Source organism: Ancylobacter moscoviensis (genome assembly GCF_007559435.1).
Classification (GTDB): domain Bacteria; phylum Pseudomonadota; class Alphaproteobacteria; order Rhizobiales; family Xanthobacteraceae; genus Ancylobacter; species Ancylobacter moscoviensis.
Genome location: NZ_VMBP01000001.1, coordinates 548,082 through 563,142, shown reverse-complemented (window position 1 = coordinate 563,142; position 15,061 = coordinate 548,082). Strand labels below are relative to the sequence as shown.

The 15,061-nt window shown below is 69.7% G+C and carries 16 protein-coding genes and 2 tRNA genes; 12 read left to right on the top strand and 6 right to left on the bottom strand.

The genetic code is table 11. The features are described from left to right. Window positions 1-96: 96 nt before the first annotated feature. Window positions 97-1,782 (bottom strand): sensor domain-containing diguanylate cyclase, encoded by a 1,686-nt coding sequence (locus tag FO470_RS02580; RefSeq protein WP_144341350.1) that lies wholly within the window; start codon window positions 1,780-1,782, stop codon window positions 97-99. Between the two features lie 281 nt (window positions 1,783-2,063). Between FO470_RS02580 and FO470_RS02575 the strand changes: the two genes are divergently transcribed. Continuing rightward, window positions 2,064-2,747, top strand: coding sequence for a YggS family pyridoxal phosphate-dependent enzyme (locus FO470_RS02575; RefSeq protein ID WP_144341349.1), 684 nt, complete (start codon window positions 2,064-2,066; stop codon window positions 2,745-2,747). 9 nt (window positions 2,748-2,756) lie between these two features. Here FO470_RS02575 and FO470_RS02570 read toward each other — a convergent pair whose 3' ends face one another. After that, a complete protein-coding gene (locus FO470_RS02570; protein WP_246659449.1) occupies window positions 2,757-3,344 on the bottom strand; it encodes a L,D-transpeptidase family protein in 588 nt (195 codons plus the stop codon). A 216-nt stretch (window positions 3,345-3,560) separates the two neighbouring features. On the opposite strand from FO470_RS02570, the gene FO470_RS02565 reads away from it, so the two are divergent. The 3 genes from FO470_RS02565 to arfB are packed head-to-tail and all read left to right on the top strand — an operon-like array spanning window position 3,561 to window position 5,263. Further along, entirely contained in the window at window positions 3,561-4,247 is a 687-nt protein-coding gene (locus FO470_RS02565) for a response regulator transcription factor (protein ID WP_144341347.1), read from the top strand. A gap of 43 nt (window positions 4,248-4,290) precedes the next feature. Next, complete coding sequence (locus FO470_RS02560) at window positions 4,291-4,776, top strand: cyclic nucleotide-binding domain-containing protein (protein ID WP_144341346.1); 486 nt, start codon at window positions 4,291-4,293, stop codon at window positions 4,774-4,776. A 58-nt stretch (window positions 4,777-4,834) separates the two neighbouring features. After that, a complete protein-coding gene (arfB, locus tag FO470_RS02555) occupies window positions 4,835-5,263 on the top strand; it encodes an alternative ribosome rescue aminoacyl-tRNA hydrolase ArfB (protein ID WP_144341345.1) in 429 nt (142 codons plus the stop codon). Between the two features lie 22 nt (window positions 5,264-5,285). On the opposite strand, the gene FO470_RS02550 is transcribed toward arfB, so the two are convergent. Beyond that, entirely contained in the window at window positions 5,286-5,507 is a 222-nt protein-coding gene (locus FO470_RS02550) for a DUF1674 domain-containing protein (RefSeq protein ID WP_144341344.1), read from the bottom strand. A gap of 147 nt (window positions 5,508-5,654) precedes the next feature. On the opposite strand from FO470_RS02550, the gene htpX reads away from it, so the two are divergent. From htpX to FO470_RS02530, 4 genes are all read left to right on the top strand, one after another. Continuing rightward, complete coding sequence (gene htpX, locus FO470_RS02545; protein ID WP_144341343.1) at window positions 5,655-6,650, top strand: zinc metalloprotease HtpX; 996 nt, start codon at window positions 5,655-5,657, stop codon at window positions 6,648-6,650. Between the two features lie 88 nt (window positions 6,651-6,738). Next, window positions 6,739-6,814, top strand: a tRNA-Thr gene (locus tag FO470_RS02540). Between the two features lie 205 nt (window positions 6,815-7,019). Then, complete coding sequence (locus tag FO470_RS02535; RefSeq protein WP_144341342.1) at window positions 7,020-8,072, top strand: YeiH family protein; 1,053 nt, start codon at window positions 7,020-7,022, stop codon at window positions 8,070-8,072. 19 nt (window positions 8,073-8,091) lie between these two features. Then, window positions 8,092-8,979 carry a LysR family transcriptional regulator gene (locus tag FO470_RS02530; RefSeq protein ID WP_144341341.1) on the top strand — a complete coding sequence of 296 codons (888 nt, stop codon included), beginning with the start codon at window positions 8,092-8,094 and terminating at the stop codon, window positions 8,977-8,979. Window positions 8,980-9,034: 55 nt separating this feature from the next. Here FO470_RS02530 and FO470_RS02525 read toward each other — a convergent pair whose 3' ends face one another. Then, window positions 9,035-9,349, bottom strand: a complete 315-nt coding sequence (locus FO470_RS02525; protein WP_144341340.1) for a hypothetical protein — start codon at window positions 9,347-9,349, stop codon at window positions 9,035-9,037. Window positions 9,350-9,668: 319 nt separating this feature from the next. Here FO470_RS02525 and FO470_RS02520 point away from each other — a divergent pair, with 319 nt between their 5' ends. The 3 genes from FO470_RS02520 (at window position 9,669) to FO470_RS02510 (ending at window position 10,721) form a co-directional block, all read left to right on the top strand. After that, window positions 9,669-9,968 (top strand): hypothetical protein, encoded by a 300-nt coding sequence (locus tag FO470_RS02520; protein ID WP_144341339.1) that lies wholly within the window; start codon window positions 9,669-9,671, stop codon window positions 9,966-9,968. A 42-nt stretch (window positions 9,969-10,010) separates the two neighbouring features. Further along, complete coding sequence (locus tag FO470_RS02515) at window positions 10,011-10,475, top strand: hypothetical protein (RefSeq protein WP_144341338.1); 465 nt, start codon at window positions 10,011-10,013, stop codon at window positions 10,473-10,475. Window positions 10,476-10,634: 159 nt separating this feature from the next. Then, window positions 10,635-10,721: transfer RNA gene (locus FO470_RS02510), tRNA-Leu, on the top strand. Window positions 10,722-10,789: 68 nt separating this feature from the next. Here the strand turns inward: FO470_RS02510 and FO470_RS02505 are convergent. Continuing rightward, window positions 10,790-11,983 (bottom strand): glycosyltransferase, encoded by a 1,194-nt coding sequence (locus FO470_RS02505; RefSeq protein ID WP_144341337.1) that lies wholly within the window; start codon window positions 11,981-11,983, stop codon window positions 10,790-10,792. A 63-nt stretch (window positions 11,984-12,046) separates the two neighbouring features. Further along, on the bottom strand, window positions 12,047-13,489 hold the full coding sequence (locus FO470_RS02500) for a mannose-1-phosphate guanylyltransferase/mannose-6-phosphate isomerase (protein ID WP_144341336.1): 1,443 nt from the start codon (window positions 13,487-13,489) through the stop codon (window positions 12,047-12,049). Between the two features lie 154 nt (window positions 13,490-13,643). Here FO470_RS02500 and FO470_RS02495 point away from each other — a divergent pair, with 154 nt between their 5' ends. Beyond that, the gene (locus FO470_RS02495; RefSeq protein WP_186291808.1) at window positions 13,644-15,020 is read left to right on the top strand and encodes a phosphohexomutase domain-containing protein; all 1,377 of its coding nucleotides are present in this window, start codon (window positions 13,644-13,646) and stop codon (window positions 15,018-15,020) included. Window positions 15,021-15,061: the final 41 nt, after the last annotated feature.

Sequence of the window (15,061 nt, the reverse complement as noted above, 5' to 3'; positions counted from 1 at the left end):
GGCAGGCTGTTGAAATGGCGGACGTCGCGAGGATGACCGCTTGCGGATAATGGCGCCGGACTAGGCACCAAGTCGTGCGCCCGGTCAACCTTCGGCTCAGCCCTCGGCGGCGCGGCGGGCGTCGTCTGCGGTGCCGGCGCCGACCGTCTTCGCGCTGCGCACCTCGTTGCGGCCGGCGGCCTTCGCCTCGTAGAGCGCCTTGTCGGCCGCCGCCACCAGATCGCCGACCGCCAGTGCCGGCCCCGGATCGCAGGCGGCGCAGCCGATGCTGACCGTGACCACGCCGGTCACGCCGGTGGGATGCTCGATGGCGAGGCTCTCGATCGCCCGGCGCAGCCTCTGCCCGACCTCCGTTGCGGCGGCGAGGGTGGCGCCAGGCATCAGCACGGCGAATTCCTCGCCGCCGACGCGGGCGACCATGTCCGAGCTGCGGATCGTCGAGGCGATGGTCTGGGCGACGAGGCGGATACAGTGGTCGCCTTCCTGGTGGCCGTGGTGGTCGTTGAACGCCTTGAACTTGTCGATGTCGATCATGAGCATGCCGAGCCGCGTCGCCGTGTTCCACTGCAGGGCGAGCGCGGCGTCGAAGCTGCGGCGGTTGGCGATGCCGGTCAGCGGGTCGAGGCTGGCGAGCGAGTTGAGGCGACGGTTGGCGTTGCGCAGGGCCGATTCCCGGCGGGTGAGCTCGCCCGCCATGTGCTCGAAGGCCACCACCAGCGGCTGGAGCTCGGTGATCAGCAGGTGGGCGGTCGGCGCCTCCTCGGTCTCGCCGCGGCCGAAACGGACGAGGCGGTTGGCGAGCGCCTGCACGGGGGCGACGATGAGCCGTTCGCCGGCGAGCCAGAAGGTGCACAGGATGATGCCGCTGAGCACGAGCAGCATCAGGCCCGCGGACCAGGTGGCCCGCTCGACCGGCTTCAGGATGATCGCCTCGTCGACGCCGACGAGCAGGTGCAGATTGGTGGCGGGCAGGCGCGTGAAGGCGTAGAGGCGCACGCCGTCCGGCCCTTCGGCGAGGATGGTGCCGCGCGTGCGGCTCATGGCGCGGGCCACCGGCGCGGTGTCCGACAGGTCCATGCGGGCCGTGACCGGCAGGCCGTCCGGATAGGTCATGACCAGCGCGCCGGCGGGGTCGACGATGATGACCTGCGCCGTCGGTCCGAGGTCGGACAGGAATTCGCGCGGCAGCAGGTCGCTCAGCTCGATACGGGCGACGAGCACCGCGACGACGTCGCCGTTTTCCCCGATGACCGGCTGGGCGGCATAGAGGCTGGGCGTGCCGGTGACGTAGCTGACCGATACCGATTCGAGGGACGGGATGCCGCGCATCGCGATGCGGAAATAGTCGCGGGTCGACAGGTCGAGGCCGACCGCGCCGTTCGCCGTGCCGCAACGAACGATCCCGTTCGGCGCCACGATGGTCAGCGATGCGATGGAGGGCGAGCTTTCGAGCACCGGTCGCAGCGCCTGGCAGTGCGAGGGTGCGTCTGGCGTCATGCCCGGATCGGGCACCGATGGCGTCTGGTCCGACGGCGTGGCGGTGTAGAGCGCGTTGTCCACCGGCACCGTGCCGGGCGTCGCGGCGAGGGTGGAGAGCACGGCGTGGGCGCTGGACACGGCGGCGCTGAACTGGCCGACGCCGCGCTCCAGCAGGTCCGTCACGTGGCTTTCCGCCGCGGCGAGATTGTCCATGTGCAGCCGGACGATGCTGTAGGTGCGCTCGCTCGCGACGATGGTCATGACCAGCAGCGCGAAGACCGCCAGCCGGATCCGCAGGCTCACTGTCCGCGGCCGTGGCCTCTGTCCCCCTGCCGGAGGAGCGAGCCGGGGCGGCGGAGCGGAAGGGTCGGAAACGGGGGTCGGACCCCGATCGCTGGTCAAGTTGTTCTCGCGGCGTGCTTTATGTGGCTGCGGACGTTATCGGCCAGCCGTCGCTGCCGCAAGGGCAGGCGGTAGCCGCTGCGGGGCCTCGGGACATCTGTTCCGGATCGCCTGTTTCGGGCACCTCTATTGACAGCATCGGTGCGGCCCGGCCATGCCTCCCTCCACGATAGGTGGTGGCGATGACGGGCGATCTGTCAATGGAAGTGTCGAGCCGGCTCGGCGAGGTGCGGGAGCGGATCGCGCAGGCGTGCCGCGATGCCGGCCGCGATCCGGCGCAGGTCCATCTGGTCGCGGTTTCCAAGACCTTCGGTCCGGAGCATATCCTGCCGGTCCTCGAGGCGGGCCAGCGCCTGTTCGGCGAGAACCGGGTGCAGGAATCCAAGGCCAAGTGGCCGGAATTGCGGGCCCGTTTCCCCGATCTGGAACTGCATCTGATCGGCCCGTTGCAGACCAACAAGGTGCGCGAGGCGCTCGGCCTGTTCGACGTCATCCACACGCTCGACCGTCCCTCGCTGGCGGCGGCGCTGGCCAAGGAGTTCGCGAAGCTCGACGGGCGCCCGGCGCCGCGCCTTCTGGTGCAGGTCAACACCGGCGAGGAGCCGCAGAAGGCGGGCGTCGTGCCGCAGGAGGCCGACGCCTTCATCGCCGAATGCCGCGACGTCCACGGGCTGGCGATCGACGGGCTGATGTGCATCCCTCCGGCGGACGAGCCCGCCGCGCCGCACTTCGCCCTGCTCGCCAAGATCGCCCGCCGCAACGGCCTGTCCACGCTCTCCATGGGCATGAGCGGCGACTATGAGACCGCCATCGCGCTCGGCGCCACCTATGTGCGGGTGGGCAGCGCCATCTTCGGCGGGCGCTGAGGCGCGCCTCTACACCACTTCGATCGCCGTGCGCGGCGACATGCGGGCGAGCAGGCGCCGGAGATCGGCGCGGCGGAAGGCGATGCAGCCGGCGGTGGGCTCGAAGGCGCCGCGCGCCAGATGCAGGAAGACGGCGGAGCCGCGCCGCGCCCGGCGCGGGCGGGCGTTGTGGTCGAGGACGATCACCAGGTCGTAGAGCCCGTCGGTCCGCCACATCTCCTCATGCGAGGCCTTGAACGGCCGGCGGATCGGGCGGTTGTAGCGCCCGTCGCCGGGATCGTCGCACCAGCCGTCGTCGGGCCGGGTACGGCGGACCGGCAGGCCGGTGACCGGGCGCGGGCCGTGATCGGCGCGGTAGCGCACCTCGCGCGGATGCCAGACGCCCCGCGGCGTGGCGCCGTCGCCCTCGCGCTTGTCGGCGCGGACGCCGGAACGGCCGAGCGCGACGGGAATGGCGCGGCCGTCGAGAAACAGCCAGCCCCGCTGGCGATCCCGCGGCTCCGCCCCCGGACGCGCGACCACCCGCAGACGGGCGGCGCGGGAGCGCGCGAGCGGCAAATTCCTGCGGGTTTCTTTGCGAAGGGGCTTCTTCTTCACGCGTTTTCCGTTCACGATCACGTCACGAACCCGCTCCTACGTCGATCTGCGGGCCGGCCGACTCTTGCCGAACGCGCCCCGCCTGCCTACTCCGGGACGTGGGGCATCCATCCGACGCTGCGCAAAGTGGACGCGCGGCGTGCCACGAACAAGTGCTTCCGTCGGCGGCCTTGCGGAAACGCGGATATTCGGAAAGCGGACATTCGGGAACGCGACATGGCGAACGCTCAACGAGTTTTGGTGGTCGACGACGACAAGGACCTGCGCGAGGCGCTGGTCGAGCAGCTCTCGCTCTATGACGAGTTCGAGGTGGTCGCCGTCGATACCGCCCAGGCCGCCATCAACGAGGTCGAGGCGCAGCGCGTCGATCTCGTGCTGATGGATGTCGGCCTGCCGGACAAGGACGGGCGTGAGGCCGTGCGCGTGATGCGCGAGGGCGGCTTCAAGGCGCCGGTGATCATGCTCACCGGGCACGACACCGACAGCGACACCATCATGGGGCTGGAAGCGGGCGCCAACGACTATGTGGCCAAGCCGTTCCGCTTCGCGGTGCTGCTGGCCCGCATCCGCGCCCAGATGCGCTCGCACGAGGCGAGCGAGGACGCGATCTTCACCATCGGCCCGTACACGTTCCGTCCCGGCGCCAAGATGCTGGTGACCGAGCGCAACTCGAAAATCCGGCTCACCGAGAAGGAGACGGCGATCCTGCGCTATCTCTACCGGGCCGGAAAGAAGCCGGTGGCGCGCGAAATCCTGCTGCAGGAAGTGTGGGGCTATAATTCCGGCGTCACCACGCACACGCTGGAAACCCACATCTATCGCCTGCGCCAGAAGATCGAAAAGGACCCCTCGCACCCCAATCTCCTTGCCACGGAGGCTGGAGGCTACAAATTGCTGCCCTGAGCGGGACGATTGATTCGTCCCGCCGTGGAGTTTCGCCTGCCGAATGTCCATCGAGGACGACATCGCCTTTCTGGAACGTGTGCCGACGCTGACGCTGATCGGCCGTGAGGCTCTGCGGGTGATCGCCATCAGCCTGGAGCACTATTCCGTGGCGCGCGGACAGGCGCTGTTCCGCGAGGGCGATCCGGCCGATTGCGCCTATGTCGTGCATCGCGGCAGTTTCGCCATCACCCGCGCGGATCCCGCCCTGGCCCGCCGGCCCGGCCAGGCGGTGCAGGTGGGTCCCACCGCCCTTCTGGGCGAGATGGCCCTGCTCACCGACACCAAGCGGCCCGCCACCGCCACGGCGCTGGAAGATGCGGAAGTGATGCGCATCCCCCGCATGGTGTTCCTGCGCACGCTGGAAGGCTACCCCGACGCCGCCCGGCGGCTGACGCGCGAGCTCAGCGCGCAGCTCGGCACCACGCTGGCCGAGCTCGACAAGGTGCGCCAGCGGCTGGAGGCGATCGACGGCGAGCCGCGTCCATGACCGGGTGGCGGCACATCGCTGATGCGGTCCCGGCCTTCGCGCCGTTCGCGATTCCCGCATGATTCCCGTCGCCCCGCGCGTCTGGCTCGACGAGGACGAGATCGTCGAGAGCTTCGTGCGTGCCTCCGGTCCCGGCGGGCAGAACGTCAACAAGGTCTCGACGGCGGTGCAGCTGCGCTTCGACGTGCGCGGCTCGAAGACGCTGCCCGACGCGGTGAAGGAGCGGCTGGAACGCCTCGCCGGCCGGCGGCTCACCAAGGAAGGGGTGATTGTGCTGGTGGCGCAGCGCTACCGCACGCAGGAACAGAACCGCGCCGACGCGGTCGCCCGGCTGGTCGAGATGGTGCGCGAGGCGGCGGTGGTGCCGGTCACGCGCCGCCTGACACGCCCGACGCTCGGCTCGAAGCTGCGGCGGCTCGAGGGCAAGGCGCGGCGCGCCGGCGTGAAGGCGATGCGGCGCGACAAGCCGGGAACGGGCGGCGACTGACCGGGGGCGAAGCCCGTCGGCGTCAGAAATCCGAGGCGATGCCCTTCACTTCCCAGTCGCCATAGCGCACGGGCTCGGGGCCGTCGCGGCCGTCGATTTCCTTCGGGCCGGTGAAAGGCTGCGCGGCGGCGCGCCGGGCGGCGGCCTCGGCCAGCGCCCGCTCGGCGGCGGGCGTAAGCGGGCGGGCGGCCGGCTGCGACGGAGCGGCCGGCGTGTCGCCGGAAGCGGGATCGGGACGGGTCATGGCGACATTGGAACCACCGGCGGGCGCACCGCGTCAAGCGTGCCGTCCTTCCCGAACGATCTTGCGGGCATCGGCGGCGCCTCCCATTCTATCCCTACGGCAGCCGCCGGCCGACAGAGGAGACGGCGGCACGGTTAAGAGGGTCCGATGAACTATTTCCGTACGGCGATCCTGCTCGCGGGCATGACCGCGCTGTTCATGGCCGTCGGCTACATGCTGGGCGGGCGCGGCGGCATGATGATCGCGCTGCTCTTCGCCGCCGGCACGAACCTGTTCAGCTACTGGAATTCCGACCGTATGGTGCTGTCGATGTACGGTGCCCGCGAGGTCGACCGCTCCAGCGCGCCGGACTTCTACAACATGGTGGAGGCGCTGGCGGCGCGGGCGGGCCTGCCCATGCCGCGCGTCTATCTCATCGACAATCCCCAGCCCAACGCCTTCGCCACCGGCCGCAACCCGCAGAACGCCGCCGTGGCCGCCACCACCGGCCTGCTCAACGCGCTCTCGCGGGAGGAGGTGGCCGGCGTGATGGCGCACGAGCTGGCGCATGTGAAGAACTACGACACGCTGACCATGACGATCACCGCCACGCTGGCGGGTGCCATCTCCATGCTCGCCAACTTCGCCATGTTCTTCGGCGGCAACCGCAACAACAACAATCCCTTCGGCGTCATCGGCACCATCGCGATGATGATCCTCGCCCCGCTCGCCGCCATGGTGGTGCAGATGGCGGTCTCGCGTTCGCGCGAATATGTGGCCGACCGGCTCGGCGCGCAGATCTGCGGCCAGCCGCTGTGGCTCGCCTCGGCGCTGGGCAAGATCGCCAATGCCGCCCACCGCATCCCCAACATGCCGGCCGAGCACAATCCGGCGACGGCGCATATGTTCATCATCAACCCGCTGTCGGGCGAGCGGATGGACAGCCTGTTCTCCACCCATCCCAACACCGAGAACCGCATCGCGGCGCTGGAAGCGCTGGCGCAGGAGATGGGCGGCGGCTTTTCCCAGCCGGGCTCTTCCGGCGCGTGGGCCGGCGGCGCGCCGCAGGCTCCCCGACCGGCGGCGGATCGGTCGTCGGATCGGTCGTCGGATCCCTGGGGGCGCGGCGCCGGGGACGGTGGCCGGCGCGGCCCGTGGGGCTGACGGATTCCGGGAAGGCGCCGGGCAAAGACCGCCCCGCATCAGGCGACGCTTGAAAAAAAGGGGCGTCGCGGCTATCAGAGCCGCGCGTGCCGCTTTAGCTCAGTTGGTAGAGCATCGCATTCGTAATGCGGAGGTCGTCAGTTCGAGTCTGACAAGCGGCACCATCCACCGTTCCGGCGCGGCCACGGGCCCCGGCTCCTTCCCCTGAATTCCTCTCCCCCATCGTCACGACGTCCGGCGTTTCCGTTCCGTCCGCGAGCGAAGGCACGCACAAACCATTCGTTTTTACCGAACGATTTGTGCGATATTATCCGTTGGATCGAATGATCGGCGCTTGCGATCAAGGACCGTCACCCAGGAGGGACGGTCATGGTCGCCCATGTCGATGTTGCGGATGCGGATTTCGCCGATGCTCGCAAGGCTTCCAAGCCCCGTCATTACGGCATCTGGCCCGGCATCGCCCTCACGGCGGCGATCGCCGGCGCGGCCTACGGCCTGCGGCAGATTCCGTTCGTCGGCGTCCTCAGCCCGATGATCCTGGCGATCATGATCGGCATCGGTTTCCACAATCTCATCGGCACCCCGGTCCGGGCCCGCGAGGGCGTGGTCTTTGCGATGCGGCGGGTGCTGCGGGCGGCCATCGTGCTGCTGGGGCTCCAGCTCACGGCGGCGCAGGTGGCGGAGGTCGGGGCGAGCGGCCTCGCCGTCATCGCGCTCACCCTTGCGGCCACCTTCCTGTTCACCACCTGGCTCGGCCGGCTGATGGGCGTCGAGCGCGGCCTCGCCGAGCTGATCGCGGCGGGCACCTCGATCTGCGGCGCCTCGGCGGTGATCGCCACCAACACGGTGACGCGGGCGCCGGACGAGGATGTCGCCTATGCGGTGGCCTGCGTCACCGTCTTCGGCTCGGTGGCGATGTTCCTCTATCCGCTGCTGCCGCAGGTGCTGGACCTCGCCCCGCATGCTTACGGGCTCTGGGCCGGCGCCTCGATCCACGAGATCGCGCAGGTGGTCGCCGCCGCCTATCAGGACGGCCCGGCGGCCGGCGATTTCGGCACCGTCGCCAAGCTCTCGCGCGTCATGCTGCTGGCGCCGGTGGTCATCGTGCTCGGACTGATGGCGACCCGGCGCGCGGCGCGGCGCGGCCATGGCGCGGGCCGCGCCCGTCCGCCCATGCCGTGGTTCGTGCTCGGCTTCCTCGGCATGGTCGCGGTCAACAGCGTGATGACGATGCCGGCGGAGCTGAAGTCCGTCATCGTGCTCGTCACCACCTTCCTGCTTTCCATGGCGCTGGCGGCGATGGGGCTGGAGACGGATATCGGCAAGCTGCGCGCCAAGGGTATGAGGCCCTTCCTGCTCGGCTTCGCCGCCTTCCTCTTCATCGCCGCCTTCAGCCTGATGCTGGTGAAGATGACCGCATGAACGACCGGCCGGGAGACCCATGACGCTCGAGCAGTTGCGTATCTTCGTCGCCGTCGCCGAGCGCGAGCACGTCACCCTGGCGGCGCGCGATCTCAACCTGACCCAGTCGGCGACCAGTGCGGCGGTGGCGGCACTGGAGGCGCGCCACGCCACCCGACTGTTCGACCGCGTGGGCCGCGGCATCGTGCTGACGCAGGCGGGCCGGCTGTTCCTCGACGAGGCCCGCGCCGTGCTCGCCCGCGCCGCGGCGGCGGAGAAGGTTCTCGCCGATCTCGCCGGCCTCGCGCACGGCACGCTGGCGCTCGCGGGCAGCCAGACCGTCGCCAACTACTGGCTGCCGCCGCTGATCGAGCGTTTCCGCGCGCGCTATCCCGGCATCGCGACCAGCCTGGTGATTGGCAACACCGATTTCGTCGCCGCCTGCGTGCGCGACGGGGCGGCCGATCTCGGCTTCGTCGAAGGCGAGGTGGACGCGCCGGTGCTCACCGCGACGGCGGTGGCGGAGGACGAGATGGTGCTGGTGGCGCCGGTCACCCATCCCTGGGCATGGCGCGCGCCGCGCGATGCCGGGCAGCTGGCGGAAGGGCCGTGGGTGCTGCGCGAGCCGGGCTCGGGCACGCGGGCGATCTTCGAGGCGCATCTGCAGGGCCTCGGCGTGGCGCCGCAGGCCCTGCGCGTGGTGCTGGAATATCCGTCCAACGAGGCGGTGCGGGCGGCGGTGGAAGCCGGCAGCGGCGTCACCGTCATCTCGCATCGCGTGGTCGAGGGATCGATTCGCGCCGGGACGATGGCGCTGATCGAGTTTCCCGTTCCCTCGCGCCGCTTCCTGGCCCTGCGCCACCGCGAGCGCTACGCCACCAAGGCGACGCAGGCCTTCCTCGACTTGGCTTCGGATGGCCATACGTAAGACAAGGGCGCGGAACCGGTCCGCGCCCTCTTCGATCCGGATGGCTCGCGCCGCGTCAGCGCCAGACGTACCAGCAGCGACGCACCGGGCGGCCCCAGCGGTCACGGCGCCAGCCGCACACGCGCCGCCGCCGGCGACGGCGCTGACGCCGATAGGCGCCGGGAGGGCCCCAATACTGGGTCGTCTCGACGGGCGTGCCGTCGGGGGTCGTACCGGCCGCCTCGACGGCGGCGTCGCCGAGCCCATCTTCCGGCGTCAGGTCCTTGAGCTGGCCAAGGACGGTGGCCTGGGCCGGCGAAAGCATAGCCCCGGCGGCAACGCCGGCACCGAGAGCGCCGGCAAGACCGAGCAGAAAGCCACGTCTGTCCACTTCAACCTCCACTATCGTCCCGCTCCGGAAAGGAGCCGGGCCCGCCACGACAACGCGTCGCGTGCGGTTTGGTTTGCCGACCACCTGCCACGCTGGCGCGCAATCGCGGCCATGATGGGGCACCATCGTGCCGGAATTGGGCACCGCCGACGCTCGCCGGCGGGCCGTTCGCGGGAAAATGGCGGGTATCATTATCGCACCCTTCTATTCCGGCGTTCGGTGTCCAGGCACCATGCCGCGGCGGTAAAGGGACAAGGTGCGGCTTGTCCCCGGCAGGTCGACGGGCAATAGTCGGGCGACGATTCGCAAGAGGTCGGATATGAGCAAATTCGCGACGACGATGCGTGCGGGGCTGGTCCTCGCCGTTGTCCTGCCGGCGTTGGCGGTGAGCCAGCCGGTCTATGCCCACAACTCGACGGGTGCGCTGATCGGCGGCCTGGTCGCCGGCGCGCTGATCGGCTCGGTCGCCACCGCCGCGACGCAGCCGCCCCGGACCTACTACTACGCGCCCCCGCCGCCGCCCCCGGCCTATTATGTGCCGGCGCGTCCGGTGCCGGCTTACGGCCCCGGCTATTGCGGCGCGCCGCCCTATCCGCCGTGCCGCACGCCGGTCTACTGAGACCTGCCCTTCCATCCTTCGGTCACGTGCCAGGGTCATCCGATGTTCAAGACGACAGCTACCGCCCTTTGCCTGATGCTGGGCGTTGCCACCGCACAGGCGCAGGACGCCGCGCCGGCTCCCGCCGCCGATGCGGCGCAGGCGGCCGCGCCGGGCGCCGCCGAGGCCCTGCCGCCGAACGCCGACTGCACCTTCGACAAGGTGTTCGTCTGCGACGCTTCCGGCGGTTGCGCGCCGTCCAAGGAGCTCGGCACCATCGATCTGCCGGCCCGCTTCCTCGTGCATTATGGCGAGCAGGTCATCGCCAGCGTCTCCGATGACGACCTGCCGCATATCAGCCCGATCCAGAGCATCATCGGCGAGGGCGACACGATCATCGTCGACGGCAACGATCATCTGTCGGCCTGGGCCATCCAGCTTTCGCGCTCCAAGTCGGAAGTGACGCTGACCACCCTTGCCGGCGGCAAGGTGCTGAGCGCCTTCGGCACCTGCAAGCCGGCGCCCTGAGCGGCGCCTGCCGAGCGGGGCGACCGGCGGGGCCTCGGCCGCGTCGTGCATCGCCCCGTGAAGGCCGGGTCGGACTTGCCCATGGCGCGCGGGCCGCTATAGTCCGCGCGCTTCGCCGGCGCGCCAGCAGCGCGCCACCGGAAGGACCGGACCGGCGGCGCGGGTGTGGCGGAACTGGTAGACGCGACGGACTCAAAATCCGTTTCTGGTGACAGAGTGTCGGTTCGAGTCCGACCACCCGCACCATGGCCGAGGCCGTGGCTTTTCCTTCTGACCCCGAAGATCCATGGCTCCCGGCGTATTAGCCAGCGCTCCTAGCACATCTCCTGCCGGAGCTCGCGGAGCCTTGCTCCCACCGCCTCGAAGGAATGATGGGCCTTGAGATGGGCATGGCCGGCGCCGATCCGGGCCGCCGCGTCGTCGGGCCGGTCATAGATGCTGCGCAGGATCAGCGCCGCGTGCGAGACATCCGGCTCCGCCCAATAGCTTCCCGCCGCATCCGGATAGTCGCCGGCGGACAGCCGGACCCGATGATAGGCCACGGGATAACCGGTGATCGGCGTGATGAAATCGCGGGTGCCGCCGAAATCGGTGGCGACCACGATCTTGCCGCTCGCCAGCGCCTCCGCACAGCCGAGACCGAATCCTTCCGAGCGGTGCAGCGACAGGAACACGTGGCAGCCGGCGATCAGCCCGTCCATTCGCGTGCGTGAGATCGTCTCGTCGATGATCGTGATGCGGCGGTCCCCCGCCGTGAGCGCCCGGAGCTGCTGCGCGGCCTCCGGTTGCGGAGCACCACGGGCCTTGATGACGAGCTGCACGTCCTCGCTTCCCGCGGGAAAGGCGGAGAGGAAGGCGCGCACGGCCCCGAGCGGATTCTTCCGCGCCATGACCGAGTCGTAGTCGAAGAAGCTCAGGATCCGGAGGGGGCCTTCGAAGACCGGCGCGGCCGGCGGCGGCGGCGGAAGGCGGACGGGCTGGCGGACGAGATGCACCGGCCGGTTCTGCTCGCGCGCCAGCATGTCGCGGATGAAGGTGCTCGGCGCCCAATAGGCGTCGAAACGTTCGATGTCCGGGCGTATCGAGGCCGGCGCGGTCGGCAGTTCCCAGAACGGGTAGCCGATCCTGATGCGGTTTCGGGACGAGCGCGCCGCGAAGATGCCGACGTCGAGCAGGCCGAAGACCGACAGCGCGATGTCGTGCCGTCCGGCATCCGTCAGGCGGTCGAGCAGCCTTTCGTCGCTCTCCCGTCCGGGCAGCGGCGCATTGATGAGGGCGGTGGGTATGTCCGCGGCGTCGAGCGCGGCGACGAGCAGTCGCGTGGCTTCGCCGAGCCCTATTTCGGAGAGAAGATAGCCGACGACGTCGAAACCGAAGCCCGGCGCACCCTTGCCGGCTCCCGGCAAAGCGTCCGAGGCGGACGCCTGACGCACGGCGTCGGGCTCATGGGGCGGTGAATCATCCTGCTGGCGGCCGGCGACGACATCGGAAACTGCACCGTCCGTCATTCTGTTACCCGGTCAGTCCGGCATGCAGACACGATACGGGCGATGGCCCGTCTTCGCAGTCGGTCAGCCTTTTGCCCCCTGGCCCCGCGCGTACACGTCTTCATAGCGGATGATGTCGTCGTCGCCCAGATAGGTGCCGGTTTGGACCTCGATCAACACCATGGGAACCTTGCCGGGATTCTCCATCCGGTGGATCGCGCCGAGGGGAACATAGACGGACTGGTTCTCGGTCAGCAGCCGCACCTCGCCGTCCACCGTGACCTGCGCGGTGCCGGAGACCACGATCCAGTGCTCGGAGCGGTGGAAATGGCTCTGCAGCGACAGCGCGGCGCCGGGATGCACGACGATGCGCTTCACCTGGAAGCGCTCGCCGAGGACCAGCGTCTCGAACCAGCCCCAGGGCCGGTGGTCGCGCGGAAAATTCTCGGCCTGCCGCACGCCCTTCGCCTTGAGCGCCGTCACCGCCTGTTTGACGTCCTGCGCCCGGTCGCGGTCCGCCACCAGCACGGCGTCCGGCATGGCGACGACGATCAGCTCCTTCAGGCCGATGCCGACGAGTTCCAGATTGTCGGCTTCCGAGCGCAGCAGCGTGTCCTCGCAGTCGATGGCGGTCACGGGGCCATGCGTCGCCACGCCGCGCGCGTCCGGCTCGCCCTCGCGCAGCACCGAGGCCCAGTCGCCGAGGTCCGACCAGTCGCCGCCGAACGGCACGACCTGCAGGTTGGAGGAGCGCTCCATGATCGCGTAGTCGACGGAGATCTCCTCCGCCAGCCGCCACGGCTCTTCCGCCAGCCGCAGGAAGCCGAGATCGGTGCGGGCCTCCTCGACCGCGCGGCGCACCGGCGTGACCATCTGCGGGGCATGCGCCTCGAAGGCGGCGAGCGCCGTCCTCACCGACATCAGGACGATGCCGGCGTTCCACAGGTAGCGCCCGTCCGCCAGCATGGTGGCGGCGCGCTCGGCCGCCGGCTTCTCGACGAAGCGCCGGAGCGGAATGGCGGCCGGCCGGGCCTCTTCCGGCGGATGGGCCAGCTCCAGCCAGCCATAGCCGGTCTCCGGCCGCGTCGGGCGGATGCCGAAGGTGACGATCTGGCCGTCGGCCGCGGCGGGAAGGCCGGCGCGCACGGCGGCGGAGAAGGCCGCGCGGTCGGGCATGACCTGATCGGAGGGCATCACCAGCAGGAGGGCTTCGGGGTCACGCGCCGCCAGGAACTGCACCGCCGCGAGAATGGCGGGTGCCGTGTTGCGCGGGCTCGGCTCGATGAGGATTGCGCCGGGATCGATGCCCGCTTCCGCCAGCTGCTCGGTGACGATGAAGCGGAAATCCGAATTGGTGATGATGACGGGCGCCATCACGTCCGGCCCGGCGATCCGCTGCGCGGCGGCCTGGAACAGCGTCTCGCCGTCCCCGAGCTTGACGAACTGCTTCGGGTAGCTCTTGCGGGAAAGCGGCCAGAGCCGCGTGCCGGAGCCGCCGCACAGAAGAACGGGATAGAGATGGGGCATGATGCGCCGGTGATTTGCTACCGCTGCGATAAGTCGAATTTATCTCTAATGTCGTTATGAATAAAGGCAAGCCAAACATCATGGCTTGACCACAATCAAACGACAGGGTGCACTGCAAAAAATCCAGATCACACCACTGGCTCGATGGAGTGCGATGCCTATGCTTACCTGCTTCAAGGCCTACGACATTCGCGGTCGTCTTGGAGAAGAACTGAACGAGGACATCGCCCGCAGGATCGGGCGCGCCTTCGTCGAGGCGCTGTCGGCCCGGCGGGTCGTCATCGGCCGCGACTGCCGCGCCTCCTCCGAATCGCTGGCGGCGGCCTGCATCGAGGGCCTCACCGCCGGCGGCGTCGAGGTGCTCGACCTCGGCCTGTGCGGCACCGAGGAAATGTATTTCGCCGTGACGCATTTCGGCGCCGATGGCGGCATCGAGGTGACGGCCTCCCACAACCCCATGGACTATAACGGCATGAAGCTGGTGCGGAAGGGTTCCGCCCCGCTCGACACCGCGACCGGGCTGGCGGCGATCCGCGCGCTGGCGGAAGGGCCGGAGCTGGCGTCGGTGCCCGGCGGAACGGTGGTGCCGGCCGAGGGCGCGCGCGCGGCCTATGTCGAGCGGGTGCTGTCCTTCGTCGACCAGACGCAGCTCCGCCCGCTGACCATCCTGGTCAATGCCGGCAACGGCGCGGCCGGGCCGACCTTCGACGCCATCGCCGCGGCACTCGCCGAGCGCGGGGCGCCGCTGACCTTCCTGCGCCTGCATCACGAGCCGGACGGCAGCTTCCCGAACGGCATTCCCAATCCGCTCCTGCCGGAGAACCAGCCGGTCACCGGGCGGGCGGTGGTCGAGGCGGGCGCCGACATGGGCGTCGCCTGGGACGGCGATTTCGACCGCTGCTTCCTGTTCGACCACAATGGCCGCTTCATTCCCGGCGAGTACATTGTGGGGCTGCTGGCCGAGGTCTTCCTCACCAAGGAACCCGGCGCGACCATCGTTCACGATCCGCGCGTCGTGTGGAACACGCAGCACGTGGTGGCGCGCGCCGGCGGGCACGCCGTGCAGGCCCGTACCGGCCACGCCTTCCTCAAGCAGGCGCTGCGCGACACCGGCGCCATCTATGGCGGCGAGATGTCGGCGCACCATTATTTCCGCGACTTCATGGCCTGCGATTCCGGCATGATCCCGTGGCTGCTGGTGGCCGAGCTCATGGGACGCACCGGCAAGAGCCTGTCGGAGCTGGTGTCGGACCGCATGGCGGCCTTCCCGTCCTCCGGCGAGATCAACTTCCGCATCGCCAATCCCGAGGCCGCCATCGCGCGGGTCGAGGCCGCGCTCTCCGGCCAGAACCCCGCCCGCGACGAGACCGACGGCCTGTCGCTGGCCTTCACCGACTGGCGGCTGAACCTGCGCAAGTCGAACACCGAGCCGCTGCTGCGCCTGAACGTCGAGGCCCGTTCGCAGGACGGCGCGATCGAGCGGCGGGTGGCGGACCTGACCGACCTCATCCGCGCCGAGAGCGGGGCCTGAACGCCGGTTTGATCAAGCGCCTTTATCGGGAGGACTTCTGT